We start from the raw sequence: 13,558 nt of genomic DNA on the forward strand, positions 1-13,558 counted from the left end.
CCAAAGCTAAATCCGTAAGATTTAGCGACATTATAAATATACACAGACCTTTCGATTTTGCTCTAAAGTCCGCATTACGTTTAGGTTTTGTTAGCCGACGTTATTCTTTTTATCAATGATTTCTTTGATTTCCTTTAGATCCAAGTCTTTTAATATTTCTTTGTCATAATTCAAGTCAAGTATTTCGTTAAAATTATCCTTAGACAATACTTTCCATGCAGAATTTCCCCTTCCTTTGCTATTAAGGATTTCAAGTTTTTGGGTGTCCATAATAAGAATTTTAATCTTATCATCGTTTTCATTTTTCCAATTCCTTCCCCATTTACCGGAATCATTAATCAAAACTCCCAGCAAGCCGCCACCATAATACTGTGTGCTGAATTGATAGATTACTTCCAATATTTCTTTGTCGGCGTAAACCACACAGAATCTTCCAGTAATGTCGGGATTTATATAGAGTTCATCTAATTGTACACTCGTTCCATATCTAAGATTGAAATAAACAATGGAGTCATAACTAACGGCCCATGGATATCCGGCCTTTTTACTTTTTTTGCCGGTCGCTGGATTCAAGAGTTTGGTAATTCTTAGAAATCTTTCAGATTCAAATTGAATTTTTTTTGGAATAACATAATCTTCGGACAAATTATTATAGACATAATCTGACGTAGTTTCATACCAACGGATTTGATTTGTGCTTTGACCGTTTAAAAAATTTACAAGTAGCAATATTAAAAAACACGTTCCTTTACTCATATTTTAGCTTTTAATCATGTGGGCTAACTGTAAGTATAACCGTAGTTACGGTTTTAAAGTTAGTCTTTTTCAGTTAAGTACTGCTGCCCGTAATTGCGGTTAGCATCTATGTAAAAGCAGCGTGTCCTTTATCTTTAAAGTTCTCTAAAACAAAAAGATATGAAAGCGGAACACACTGCAAGTCCCAAGTTATTCATTGGTATCGACATACACAAGCGTAGTTGGAAGGTACACTGTGCCACGGACCTGTCCTCGGGCAGGACCTTTTCCATGTCCCCCGACCCTGAGGGTCTAAGGGAACATGTGGAGCGGCACTATCCGTACCATGAGGTTTCGACGGCTTACGAGGCCGGTTGTTGCGGTTAAGGTGGGCACCGATGTTTCGAGGGCTTTGGCTGGCGTTCCCTTGTGGTAAACCCTGCCGATATCTTCAGGAAGGGCAAGGAACGCCACACCAAGACGGACCGTATCGATTCACAAATTATAGCGAGGGAACTCAAGGAGGGCCTTTTGGAAAGTATAGTGTTCCCGGACCCACAACGGGAACAGTTGCGCAGTCTGTTCCGTAGGAGGAACGAACTGGTCAAGGACATTCGCCAGATAAAGAGCCATATCAAGATGCAGTTGCTCTATTACGGTATAAAGGTCCAGGAGGAATTTGACAACGATCACTGCAGCCATGGTTTCGGTGATTGGCTGGACGGGCTTGATCTCGAATACGGAACGGGCAAGGAAGTATTGGAGAGCCGCATGCGCAGCTTCAGGTTCATCGACCGGGAGTTCAGGGACGTATCGAACCAATTGCGCAAATGGACCAAGAAACATTACAAGGGGGAATATATGCTTTTGCGCAGTATACCCGGTATCGGCCCGATAGTGGCCAGTGGCATACTGAGCGAGCTGGGAGATCTGCGCAGGTTTACGAATATCAAGCATCTTGCGGGTTATGTAGGTCTGGCTCCGGGAATCTATCAAAGCGGGGATAGGGTTCGTCACACAGGTGTAAGCATGCGCTCACATCGTTTGATACGCAGCTATTTCATAGAAGCCTCCTGGCAAGCTATAAGGACAGATCCGGTAATGCAGGGATATTACCGCAAGCATCAGGGCAAGAACGTAAAATCGGTAATCGTCAAAGTCGCCCGTAAGCTTTTGAGCCGTACCCTGGCGGTGATAAAAACAGGAATCCCCTATCAGATAGGGGTAGTGGAATAGGAAAATTTGAACAGGACATAGCGAAGCTCACAATCAAAGTAGAATGGCCCGTAACACAGAACAATGTAGGTGACCGTCATAGAATGGATCACACCGGTTAGCAAGTGGCCGGGCCTATTATAGCTTATAATCATACAGATGCCGGTGAACGCCGATAACGGTGTATCACATATAGGATGCCGAGCAAGTTATATGGTGTTGAATGATTGATAATCCTATCGGAATTATCAACGATTCAACACCCCAAAACCATCATTATGAAGTAATTGAAAATTAAATGCTAACTTTGGAGAACTGGACTAGGGCTTTTCATAGGAGCCATTGTTGTGTGTAGTTATTTAATTTTCAGTTCCATAATATTCATCACATTCCGAACAAAGCCCAGTTGCGTTATCTATGTCCAATTCTTTGTCACAGCGCGCACAATTGTTTTTTCTGTGAATTTTTTTATCTCTTATTTCCAAATGGTCTAAAATCACAGAATCGGATATCTCAAGTTTACAAAATTGACATTTAAGTTTTTTTACTTCAAATCCAATTATAATTTCATCTTTTTCAAAGGGATTATATTCTTTAATAGGTTGTAAATAGATAACAGCACTGTTTTCACAAGAAGGACATTTTGTTTCTTCTTTGTATGAAGTACTCAAGATGTTTTTAGTAACTTCTTCTTTGTCTGTAATGAAGCCTTTGTTTCCTTTTAATGACAACCAAGTTTCTTGATGTGCCTCAAGGATAAGTTTTAATTTCTTTTCTAAATCGGTTTGTAAAGTACTGGATAGCTTTGAAAGTTTAATGTGTGACCCATCAAAGAAATGTCCCTTTTTTATAGATAGCTCGGTTGAAATATCCTTTAAAAAAGGATAAAAATCCCTCTGAAGAATTTCTTTTAAAGAATTAATGTCTAATCGATTCAGTTCGTGGTGCACAATTATATCTCTGGCATTTGAAATATTGAATAAAAGATTTTTATTGTCATAGCAAACTTTTGAAATGTGTTGAGCTCTTAACAAGCTATTACGAAACGTAATTACATCTTCATTCGGGTTAGTTGCTAATTCCTTTGAAGTTTTACTTTCAGCTATGATTTTTTCTTTATAAAGACATTGCAAAGAATGTTTGAAATCAGGTTCAATTAATATGTAAATGGGATTTATATCATATAAAATTCCTTTTAATAATCTTTCTAAACCCAAAGCGAAATTTAATGTCAACTGAATTACTTGAAAGTCATCCAAATTCTTTTGAATTCCGATTGAAACCATTTTAAAAAACTTTCCAGAGTCAGAGAGATATGTATTCATTCAATTCAGGTTTTTCTAATTACACACAACGTTCTTGGCTATGAGTAGTTGCGTGGTATAGGGATTAACTTTGCAAGTACATACCAAACTGAAAATCCGCGAGGATTTTCAGAAGTAGGCAAGGGCAAGCAATTACTTATAGCACTTGTTGTACGGCGTTTTTTATTTCACTACTAATTTTTCCAATTCTCCTCTATTTTCTTCTCCCCATTTTGCTGTGGACTTAATAATTGGAATTAATGATTCTCCTAATTTAGTTAAACTATATTCAACTTTTGGAGGCTTTGTTTCGTAATCTTTTTTTGAAAGAATTCCGTTATTAACTAGTTGTTTTAATTGAGTTTCTAACACTCGTCTGGAGGCATTAGGAATCCTCCTTTGCAATTCACCTGGACGTATAATTCCATTATAGATACACCATATTAAATTAATCTTCCATTTGCCGTTTACCACCTCCATAAAAAGATGAAGACCACAATCAACAGATACCGGTGTTTTTCTCTTGTACATAAATGAGGATGTTTCCATGCAAATATACTGGTTTTTAATACGGACAAATTTATCCGTACTTGATGGCAGTAATGAGGGGTTGTATTTTTGCCCCATAAAATTTAATGGTGATGAATTATAAATTATTTGGAGCTAATACAGGGTTATATGCAAGTGAAGTTGTTTTAGGAGCTGCCAACTTTGGAACTAGAAAAGGATATGGAGCAACCCCAGAAGAATCCAAAAAAATACTTTCAGCATACCAGGAGGCTGGAGGAAATATTATAGATATATCTGACTTGTATCAACTTGGTGAAGCAGAAGAAATCGTAGGTGGTTTTCTGGAGAATCAACGAAACAATTTTATTATTTGTTCAAAGTATACGAAAAGTAGTGAAGTTAATCCTGCAATAAGTAATTATGGGAATCATCGCAAATCGATGAAACAAGCGGTAGAATCAAGCTTAAAGCGATTAAAAACCGACTATATAGATATTTATATGCCTCATTTTGATGATGGTGTAACTCCTATGGATGAAATTATTAGAGGTTTAGAAGACTTGGTGAAAGAAGGGAAAGTTTTATATACTGGTTTAACTAATTACCCTGCCTGGAAAGTTGCATCTATTGCAAGTTTGACAAATTTAACTGCCCTGCAAATTGAATACAATTTAGTACAGCGTACTGCAGACCGTGAGTTAATTCCTATGGCAGAAGAATTTGGTCTAGCAACTATGATGTATTCTCCGTTGGCGGGAGGCGTGCTAACCGCAAAATATAGAAATTGAGAATCGGGTCGAATTAGTTTAGGAGGAGATTCTGAATACAAGGAAGATGAAAAAACAAAAACTATAATCGATAAGCTTCTCGCGATAGGAAAAGAAGTTAATGCCACTGCTGGACAGGTTGCATTTGCCTGGGTATTATCAAAGAACGCATTTCCTTTAATTGGAGCGCGTTAAATCTCCCATTTCCAGGAGTCCTTAAAAGCAACCCATATTAAGCTAACAGAAGAACATATTATAGATCTGGATAATTTAAGCAAGGTAGCATTAGGTTATCCTCACGATTTGTTAGCTACTGTGCGAAATGCAACGTAATCATTAACCTGTAATTTTATAAAAATGATAAAAAATAGTATTAAAGAAAATTTAAATATTCATCACATCGTTTTTACGATTTCCGATTTAACTGAAACAGAACAATTTTATACCAGGATATTTGGTCAAGCGCTTTATGCCAATTCAAATACAGCGATGTATCAAGTGGGACAAACGATGTTGATTTTTATACAAAAAGAACACAAAAATCAATTAAGTACAAAATTCGACCCATCAAATATTGGACTTGACCACGTTGCATTCGGAGTTAAAAACCTATCAGAATTAGAGGAAGTAGAAAAAGTCTTAAATGAAAAAGAAATAAAAAACAGTGGTATTCATATAGATGATTCAAGCAAAAAAGAAAAGATTTGGCTCAATGACCCGAGCAATATTAGAATTGAATTTTATTTATAAACTTCACTTATTTTTCATGTTATTTTCGGGCTTTCAAAATGACGTACAACGGTTATGTATATGAGCTGTGGCGTGTCTCGGCACGAACCTCTCCAAATAAAAACTGGCTTTGGAAAAATCCGCAGGATTTTCCAAGTGAGCACAGACCAAGCCATAGCTTATATATGGTGTTGGGCATAGTTATTTTTTTTTCGTACTCATTAAATGATTGCATATAGACTCCAATTTATCGCTTAATTCTTCAAGTAAAAACTTTTGATTTGTATTTTCAAAACTATCCATTTTCGTTCTTAATAGTTCTTTTAGTTCTGTTAGAGGTTCGTAATCCTCAAATAGAAATTCTCCAATATTTGTTGATGTATATCTGCTTCCTAAAATTTCAGTAAAGTCAAATAATTGTCTATTTGATGTTTCAATGATTGCAATAGATAATTGCTCTATGTCTAAATACTTAAATACCGTTTTAGAAAAATTATTGTCAGCAAAATATTTCACTAAAATTTCTTGATTATCACTTTTTATAATATCAATTAAGTCATTCGCTTTAATTTCATCTAATTTATTTTTTATTTCATTATGGATATTTTTTATTTTCTTTTTTATTTCAGCTACTCGTTTGTCTTCGTCTCCAAAATGCATCAAGTTCGAAAAAATTGTGTCGTTAATTTGTTTTCTATTTTTAGAAATTGATAAACCAGAATCTATAAACGTATTGATATCGTCTATTGATAAATCAATTAAATTATTATCTGAAAAAAAATAATAAAATTTTGTGATTTGTGCATAATCATAAATGTTATATTTTCCTTGAGTTGCATATTCCCTAACTTTTATTTCAGTTTCGATAAAATCTTTATTTGATAATTCCCTGAATTTATAATTTAACAACTTTCTGAAGCTAATTATTTCATCACTTATTATTTCGGGATAGCGTTTTTTAATTTCATTATCTAATTCCTGTTTTTTTAAGAATCCTGACAAAATGTACTTGTAAATAGAAGGATAAAAGAAATAGTCAGATATTCGGTCAGTTAAATAAGTGTCATAAAATATCTTCTCATAAGATTTTGGTTTTTCTTCTTTTTCTGATTTAATAATCGGTTCTCCAAAACTCTCTTTCTTCTTAAACAAATTTGGAAAATGCATATCAATATGTTGAATGCCTTTCGGATTACTATTATCGTTTGATATTAATCGACCTAATTTAAATTCAGTTGATATTATTGAAGCGAAGAATAATATTTCAAGTATATATTGTCTTTCAATTCCGCAAAGAGATGGGTGAATTTTATTTAATGATTTTAGAAAAAAAGTAATTATTCTAATGTTATTAATTTTATAACTAACAAAGAATTCAGAAATTACTTTTTCATATTCTACAAGAAATTTATAATAATCATTATTTTCAGTTTCATATTTTTTTATTACCTGACTAATTACATATTCAATATCAGGTTCAAAATTTATGGTTCTTTCTATAACCTTTTCTTTTATATTGTAATATGTCTTGTTTTTTGATATTTTACTTTCATCAGAAAGTATTATAGACTTTAGTTTTTTATGTTCAATGAAGTTATTTATAAAACCTAAAATTTCTTGTATTGGTATTTGGCATCTTTCTAAATCATCAAAACATATGATATAATTTTCAAAACTATAAGTGTCTATTCCAACACCTTTGAAAATATCATTTAGGTCTGTGTCAATAAAATGTTTTCCAACCTTATCAATTGCGTTTCCTATAAGTTTAAAAGTGCTTTCTAAATATTTATTATCACTTTTACCTAAAAAAGGAATTATTTTATAAAAAAGTGTTTTTTCAAGTAGTTTAATATCGCTGATTCCATTTAGTGAAATATAAATTACTTTTAGTTCACTATCTTTTGCTATTTTGGATAATTTGTTTTTCCAATAAAAAGTTTTTCCACAACCCCATTCTCCATTTATTAAAATTGCGTATTGAGTGTTTTTTTCCAACAAATAATCTTTGAATATTTCCTTTAAATAATCTGTTTTCATATTCTACTATTTATGTTGAATTTAGGACGGTTTTTAATTATGCCCAACGGTTCGTGTATGATTAGTTGCGGACTTTTCCAACGGAAAATGTCCGCCTGACTCTAAAGATAATTGATTGCAGGAATTTCCATTTGGAAATTCCGACCGCAATTAATTATACACCGTGTTAGCTAAAGTTGTTACCCACTTGATTATAAACTTCCTGATTATGATTCAGTTTTCCGATTCCGACTGAGTGGCAAGTCGGTCCGGACGGCTTTTTCAACTTTTTCGATTTCCGAGTTGTTTTTAATTCCACCATTTTTGTTTCTAATAGGCTTTTTGCCTTGAAAAAACTGAAGTTTTGAGAAGTCCAAGAGTCTGTTTACGTTTTGATTCACTCCGCAAGGTTTTTTAAATCCCATTACTTTAATAAAATTCCGCAATGACAATTACCAAAAGCGTAATGAAAAAAAGTCCAACAATTGCTGAATATTGTTTGTCCATCATATCAGTGAACTTTCCCTTAAATCCATTCAAAATCCAATACGCTATTCCTCCAAAAAATCTAAGTATTCCGAAATGTACCATTTTAAATTTTTTGAGCAATTTTAGCTAACGGTCTCGGCTCGTATGTTTGATACTTAAGTTGAAGATAAGGTATTATAGAATAATAAAAGAGTTGGTAAAGAAGAGTGATTTCGTGGTTTGGCTAGATGCAGAATAATGATATCGTCGCTTAGGGTTACACTCTAACCAAGCTACCGCTTTTAAAAGCGGTAGCTTGTATACTCAACAATATGCTAAAATAGAAGGGACAGAGAGGTCTCGGCTAGATACGCCTATGGTGATATCGTTTCATAGGAATCCCGCCCTTCTATAATTTTCTTGGAATCCGGACAGTACCTAGGTCCTATTCAACAGAGATCGAATCAAATGCGAGCAAGGATGCTGAGGAAAGTTATAGCTAAAAAAAACGATGTTATGGAAAAACGTTTAAAACAATGTTTGGGTATCGATGTGTCCAAACTGAACTTGTCATTATCCCTAGGTTTTCTAACAGATGGACTTGATAAAGAATTCACCTCCCATCCAGATGTACCCAATGATCTATCAGGTTACAAAGAGCTATTGAGATGGTTGAGAAAATCCGCGGATACCAAAGTTGAGCTTTTGGTGGTCATGGAAGCCACGGGAGTATACCATCAAGGCGTGGCCCATTATCTACACGCCAAAGGTTATTCGGTTTGTGTAATGCAGTCGGGCAGGGTAAAAAGTTACGCTCGGAGTCTGGACCAACGTTCGAAGACAGATGCTTTGGATTGTAAAATGCTCAGTATGCTCGGTCTGGAAAGGTCTATCCGTCTTTGGCAACCGCCCAGTGAAGAACTTCAACGATTAAAAGCGTTAAGTAGGGAGCGAAGTTCTTTGATAAAAGATAGAACAATAGAGAACAACCGCCAGGGGGCAATCATATCGGGTGTTCATCATAATGCCAAAGCATTGAAAAGGCATAAGAACCGCTTGAAGCTTATTAAAGTTCAAATAGAAACAATAGAAGAAGAGATGCACGAACTCATATCTAAAAATGAAGTGCTGCGGAACAAGATCAACTTTATGGTGAGTATACCGGGTATTTCCTTCATATCGGCAGCTACCGTTGTTGGAGAGACCTTAGGTTTTGAATCCATAGAGAACGCAAAACAACTGACCAGCTATGCCGGTTATGATGTTGTATTGCGAGAGTCCGGGAACTTTAAAGGGAAAACAAGGATCAGCAAAAAGGGGAACAGCCATATCAGGGCAGTTCTACATATGCCGTCGATGACCTGCGTGCGCTGTAATCCAACGTTGAAACAATTCTATGATAGACTTAAACCCAAGAAAGCAAAGCCATTGGTGGCCTTAATAGCGGTTCAAAGAAAGTTGTTGATATTGATGTACACCTTATGGAAAAACGAAGAAGTCTATGACGTGGCATTTGAGACAAAAAAGCAGCAAAAGCATGAAGCCCTTGCTGCGCGGGATAACAACTTGATAGATCAACTTGCTTCCTAAAATTTTAAAGAAAAAACTTGTTTTTTGACACAGTACCTATGAGTAGTTGCGTGGGTTAGCACTTAACTTTACAAGTACACACCAAACTGAAAATCCGCTAGGATTTTCAAAGTAGGCGAGAACAAGCAATTACTTATAGCCATTGTTACCTGCAGTTTTTATTTTTAATTTATTTTCTTTTTCTAAAGCTATAATCATTAATGCGGCTGATTCAGCTTGATTTATTCCCCAACAGATTAGATTGTTATAGTATCCATCTTCTGTTTTGCTAAATGCAACCATTTGCCCTCTGCACTTACAAATTGCCATATAAGGCGTGTCTTTTATAAAAGTCCGTTCAAATGAAACTGTCGCGTAGTCAAATGTACCTTCCTCTGGCTTTCCTAATTTTTCATAATTTGTAAGATTTGCTATATACGTTTCCTCATCTACATCTATAAATTCGGGAATATATTCTGTTATTTCTTCATAGGTGTAAGCATTACAAATGAAGTCATTTTTAGAATCATTAAGTTTTACAATTATAGAATCGTTGTTTTTATAAAAACCAAATATGCTTTTTTTAGATAACCCTAATTTTTTAATTTTTTTCGAAGCTTCAAGTGGTACAACAATTTTTGATAAGTCAGTTTGCACTTCAACTGGTGCTTTTAATTTTACTTCATTAGCCAGATTAAAAATCATTTGTCCATCCTGATGACCAACACCTTCAATATGGGCAAAAATCGGTTGTTGTTTAGAGGAATTTCCTGTGCCTTTCGAAACTATTGTAGCTAACTCCGAAACGGAAAATGTTTTAGCTGTGTTTTGTTCTAAAAATTCATTAAGTATAACCGAAAATGGACTTCCAATTCCCGGTTTACCATCGGAAACTTTTTCATCACGTCCAGATGTTATGACCCAACGTGATTTACTTTCATTAAGTTTTAAATAATGATGTTCAACTTGACTTCTAGTTTGATTTAAAAAAGAACCTGAAAAACAAGAATCTAAAATAAGTAATATGTGTTTTGCGTCAATTCCGTAAATAGCGTCAACAATAGTAGAATTGGGAATAAAATCACTTATTTGATTTTCGGCGTCCTGAGGAATCCAATATCCTTTTTTCGTTTTAGGATGAATTGAACCGTGTCCAGCAAAATAAATAATTAAATTATCGCTATTTGTTGTTAAAGTAGAAAGTTTATTTAGACTTTCAATTATATTTTTCCGTGTTGCATTTTCGTCGAATAATGAATCTGTAATAGTTTCGAAGCCATAATTCTCTAATAGAATTGTTTCAAATTTTTTTGCGTCATTGACGGCATTATTTAGTTTAGGAAAAGCAGAGTTTCCATAATTATTGATTGCTATATTTAAGATAAAATTTTTACTCAAGTTTTTTTCAAATTGCAGGTAACGTCTAAGCTATGATTAGTTGCGGTTTGAAATCCGACAGGATTTCGGCCCGCAGAATAAACATACTAAATATGCGTGGATTTTCCGAAGGGAAATCCGCCCGCAATTAATTATAGGTGTTGTTAGCATACGTTTTTTTCCACCAGTATAAAAAGTCCACCAATTAGTCCTACCGGAAAAATCAGGATATTTACTGAGAAAATTGCGTAGTAAAATCGTCTTTTTATATTCCCTTTGTTTCGCACCCAAATTCCATCTACTAGACCAAATTCATAAACAGCAAAAGGTTCTTCATTAAAAATTTTCTGATACAGAATCGTAAGCCCTTTTGTGGATAGGAGTGTTATGAAGGGCGAAAAAGTTAATAAAAGACAATTGTACTTACAAAAATATGACCAGTCAAACAGTTCCATGAGAACGCCGACAAGTCCGACCAAAATTGAAATCCGTAAATAGGTTTTAAAAATCTGGTTATTCTTTAAGTCCTCCGAAAATGTGATTATCCATATTGCAAAAGCTGCATATGAAAAAATCAAAATATAAAAATATGTTTCGGAAAGTGTCATTCAAAATGTATGCTAACGGTTCGTGTATGATTAGTTGCGGACTTTTCCAACGGAAAATGTCCGCTCGTCTTTAAAGATAATTGATTGCAAAGGATTCCGTTTAAGGAATCCGCCAGCAATTAATTATACACCGTGTTGTAAAACGTTTTTTTATTCATACTGGCTTAATTCAAATAAGAGATGATTTTTCATATCCACGGCGGAAACGTGAACAGTATTAAAATCCGAATTCGGAAATCCGGCTAAATCCACCCTTTCATTTTCTAAATCGGTTAGCCATTCCATAAAATCGTAAATATCGTATTCAATGACTTTGTAGTCTTTCCAATCGTCAGTTAGAAATAGTTCCGCAAACTCTTTTTCAGGCCAAACAGGAATAACGCTTAAACCATTTGAACCAATCATAACATATTTATCTTCATTATCAGCAATTAGATAAATCGTTTCAAAGTCGGCTACCTTTCTCAATAGATACCCGTATCTTTCTTTTGAGTCAAGCGCAAAAATGTTTTTAATTTTCTGCTGGTTCATCTGAATTTCTATTCTATGCTAAATGTCTTAGTCTTTCTTTAAAGATAATTCTGTCATCTGTACATTTTGCTCTCAACCAATTTAATGGCTTCTCAGAAATCTGAAAATCTGGCAAGTCCTTGATTTCGTCATAATTCAAAACTTTTAAGTCCTTTTTTCTGATGATTACTTCAATAAAATCGTTTGGGTCAAGAAAAAAATCCGTGTTCAAATTATACTTTACAGAAGATTCATCTTCGTTCAATTTAAAAGCTTTGTAATGAAAAGCGGTCATTTTCTAAATGTTTTACAACGGTCTTGTATAACGATCAGTTGCGGATTGGTTAAAAACTAAGATAGCTAAAATTACCGACTTTTATACTTGTGCGGTTGTGTCCGCAGTGCACAAAGCCGCAATTGTTGTTATACGGTGTTACCTGCTGGCTTTATTTTCTAGGTAGTCTAAATATGTTATCGAATCTCTAAAAAGATAATTTACAGAACCATTCTGAAAAGGGTAGTGCTTTTCAAAAATTTGACACAAAACTTTTTTAACGTAGCTGAATTCAAATTCACCATTTTCTAATCTGAAAGTAGCTTCAAGAGTTCTTTTAGCATTATCTTCTGATTCAATATTAATGTCAGCTGATTCTATAAATTTTTCTAAAACTTTCTTTCTGTCAGCTCCATATTGTGAATTTGAAGCTATGGTAAACCTGTTTTTATAATTAATAGATTTAGTATCCTTTTTAATTCGTTCTATCAAGGATTTTCTTACTGAACCTCTAATCTTTATATCTTCTAAAAATTTAATAGATTCTTTTTTGTTTAATTCTAATCTTCTTAAGAGAAAATAGAAAGGATAATAAGCTGTATTCTTTTGACAAATAAATTTTAATAGATCCTCATTGGTTGCTATTGATATATCATTAAGATATGATTTATAAATATCTTCTTCATAAATATTTGTGTTGGTTTTAATTACTCTAGCCAATTCAGGTATATTTCCAATTATTTTGACAGCTGGTTCGCCATCTTTTTGTATTGAATATCTGTCAATAATTTTTATTTGACCGAGTAATGTTTCATCTAAAAGAAAAGTATTGTTTTCGCTGATTATTTCTCCACTCATTGAATTTAGAAGATGAGTGTTTTCTATTCCTATTTCTCCAATGTTTTCAAGTAATTTAATCCACCGCTCAGATTCTTCTTTTTTTACTTCTTCTATAAGTTTAATTAAATCTCCTGCTTTGATTTTTGAAGATTTAGCTCCGTAGCGGTAATATATATCGGAACTGCTAGTTTTTGAACTGTCTTTGTTGCAAATAATTGGTCTATTCTTATTTTTAAAAGCATACAAAATACCGAGAGTCATACCTCTGAATTTAAATTCTTTCCGTTCAAAATTTATTGAAGGTGTAAATAATTCATTTATGTAATTTGTAATATCTGCGTCATCTGTTTTTTCATAATCTTCAATTCCGATAATTTTATGTGGACTATCTTCTACACCAAAAATTAATGCACCTCCTTTGTTATTTGAAAATGCACATAATGATTTACAGTAGTTTGCTCTTGCTTTTTCTGATGACCATTCAAACTTACCTTTAAACTCAATGCAATGCGATTCTCTTCTTTTCAGGATATTTAGTTCGTCCGCTGCTGCAAAAAAGTTTTCTAGCCAATCATCTGTAAGTATTTCAGTCATCCATTTTGTATTTTTAGCTTGCAGGTAACGGTTCGTGTA

At 34.0% G+C, this 13,558-nt stretch carries 14 protein-coding genes; 5 read left to right on the top strand and 9 right to left on the bottom strand.

All coding sequences use genetic code 11. The features are described 5' to 3' along the window. Nucleotides 1-90: 90 nt before the first annotated feature. Nucleotides 91-756, bottom strand: a complete 666-nt coding sequence (locus ACNR9Q_RS11365; RefSeq protein WP_419211340.1) for a hypothetical protein — start codon at nucleotides 754-756, stop codon at nucleotides 91-93. Between the two features lie 159 nt (nucleotides 757-915). Between ACNR9Q_RS11365 and ACNR9Q_RS11370 the strand changes: the two genes are divergently transcribed. Continuing rightward, the gene (locus ACNR9Q_RS11370; RefSeq protein WP_419211341.1) at nucleotides 916-1,122 is read left to right on the top strand and encodes a hypothetical protein; all 207 of its coding nucleotides are present in this window, start codon (nucleotides 916-918) and stop codon (nucleotides 1,120-1,122) included. Nucleotides 1,123-1,164: 42 nt separating this feature from the next. Continuing rightward, nucleotides 1,165-1,971 (top strand): IS110 family transposase, encoded by an 807-nt coding sequence (locus ACNR9Q_RS11375; protein ID WP_419211342.1) that lies wholly within the window; start codon nucleotides 1,165-1,167, stop codon nucleotides 1,969-1,971. 338 nt (nucleotides 1,972-2,309) lie between these two features. Here ACNR9Q_RS11375 and ACNR9Q_RS11380 read toward each other — a convergent pair whose 3' ends face one another. Both ACNR9Q_RS11380 and ACNR9Q_RS11385 read right to left on the bottom strand, forming a co-directional pair. Next, entirely contained in the window at nucleotides 2,310-3,275 is a 966-nt protein-coding gene (locus ACNR9Q_RS11380) for a hypothetical protein (RefSeq protein WP_419211343.1), read from the bottom strand. Between the two features lie 162 nt (nucleotides 3,276-3,437). Continuing rightward, complete coding sequence (locus ACNR9Q_RS11385; RefSeq protein ID WP_419211344.1) at nucleotides 3,438-3,881, bottom strand: winged helix-turn-helix transcriptional regulator; 444 nt, start codon at nucleotides 3,879-3,881, stop codon at nucleotides 3,438-3,440. Between the two features lie 14 nt (nucleotides 3,882-3,895). Here ACNR9Q_RS11385 and ACNR9Q_RS11390 point away from each other — a divergent pair, with 14 nt between their 5' ends. Both ACNR9Q_RS11390 and ACNR9Q_RS11395 read left to right on the top strand, forming a co-directional pair. Continuing rightward, a complete protein-coding gene (locus tag ACNR9Q_RS11390) occupies nucleotides 3,896-4,552 on the top strand; it encodes an aldo/keto reductase (RefSeq protein ID WP_419211345.1) in 657 nt (218 codons plus the stop codon). Between the two features lie 336 nt (nucleotides 4,553-4,888). Then, a complete protein-coding gene (locus ACNR9Q_RS11395; RefSeq protein ID WP_419211346.1) occupies nucleotides 4,889-5,281 on the top strand; it encodes a VOC family protein in 393 nt (130 codons plus the stop codon). A gap of 180 nt (nucleotides 5,282-5,461) precedes the next feature. Here the strand turns inward: ACNR9Q_RS11395 and ACNR9Q_RS11400 are convergent, their stop codons facing one another. Together ACNR9Q_RS11400 and ACNR9Q_RS11405 are read right to left on the bottom strand one after the other, a co-directional pair. Next, complete coding sequence (locus ACNR9Q_RS11400; RefSeq protein ID WP_419211347.1) at nucleotides 5,462-7,300, bottom strand: P-loop NTPase fold protein; 1,839 nt, start codon at nucleotides 7,298-7,300, stop codon at nucleotides 5,462-5,464. Nucleotides 7,301-7,708: 408 nt separating this feature from the next. Further along, the gene (locus ACNR9Q_RS11405) at nucleotides 7,709-7,870 is read right to left on the bottom strand and encodes a hypothetical protein (protein ID WP_177171003.1); all 162 of its coding nucleotides are present in this window, start codon (nucleotides 7,868-7,870) and stop codon (nucleotides 7,709-7,711) included. 393 nt (nucleotides 7,871-8,263) lie between these two features. On the opposite strand from ACNR9Q_RS11405, the gene ACNR9Q_RS11410 reads away from it, so the two are divergent. Next, nucleotides 8,264-9,337 (top strand): IS110 family transposase, encoded by a 1,074-nt coding sequence (locus ACNR9Q_RS11410; RefSeq protein WP_419211348.1) that lies wholly within the window; start codon nucleotides 8,264-8,266, stop codon nucleotides 9,335-9,337. A 129-nt stretch (nucleotides 9,338-9,466) separates the two neighbouring features. Here ACNR9Q_RS11410 and ACNR9Q_RS11415 read toward each other — a convergent pair whose 3' ends face one another. The 4 genes from ACNR9Q_RS11415 to ACNR9Q_RS11430 form a co-directional block, all read right to left on the bottom strand. Continuing rightward, nucleotides 9,467-10,714: a caspase family protein gene (locus tag ACNR9Q_RS11415; protein ID WP_419211349.1), complete on the bottom strand. Its 1,248-nt coding sequence runs from the start codon at nucleotides 10,712-10,714 to the stop codon at nucleotides 9,467-9,469. Between the two features lie 737 nt (nucleotides 10,715-11,451). Then, the gene (locus ACNR9Q_RS11420) at nucleotides 11,452-11,832 is read right to left on the bottom strand and encodes a DUF2750 domain-containing protein (RefSeq protein ID WP_419211350.1); all 381 of its coding nucleotides are present in this window, start codon (nucleotides 11,830-11,832) and stop codon (nucleotides 11,452-11,454) included. A 13-nt stretch (nucleotides 11,833-11,845) separates the two neighbouring features. Beyond that, a complete protein-coding gene (locus ACNR9Q_RS11425) occupies nucleotides 11,846-12,106 on the bottom strand; it encodes a hypothetical protein (protein WP_419211351.1) in 261 nt (86 codons plus the stop codon). Between the two features lie 138 nt (nucleotides 12,107-12,244). Continuing rightward, nucleotides 12,245-13,519 carry an ATP-binding protein gene (locus tag ACNR9Q_RS11430; RefSeq protein ID WP_419211352.1) on the bottom strand — a complete coding sequence of 425 codons (1,275 nt, stop codon included), beginning with the start codon at nucleotides 13,517-13,519 and terminating at the stop codon, nucleotides 12,245-12,247. Nucleotides 13,520-13,558: the final 39 nt, after the last annotated feature.

Source organism: Maribacter sp. X9 (assembly GCF_048537565.1).
Classification (GTDB): Bacteria; Bacteroidota; Bacteroidia; order Flavobacteriales; family Flavobacteriaceae; genus Maribacter.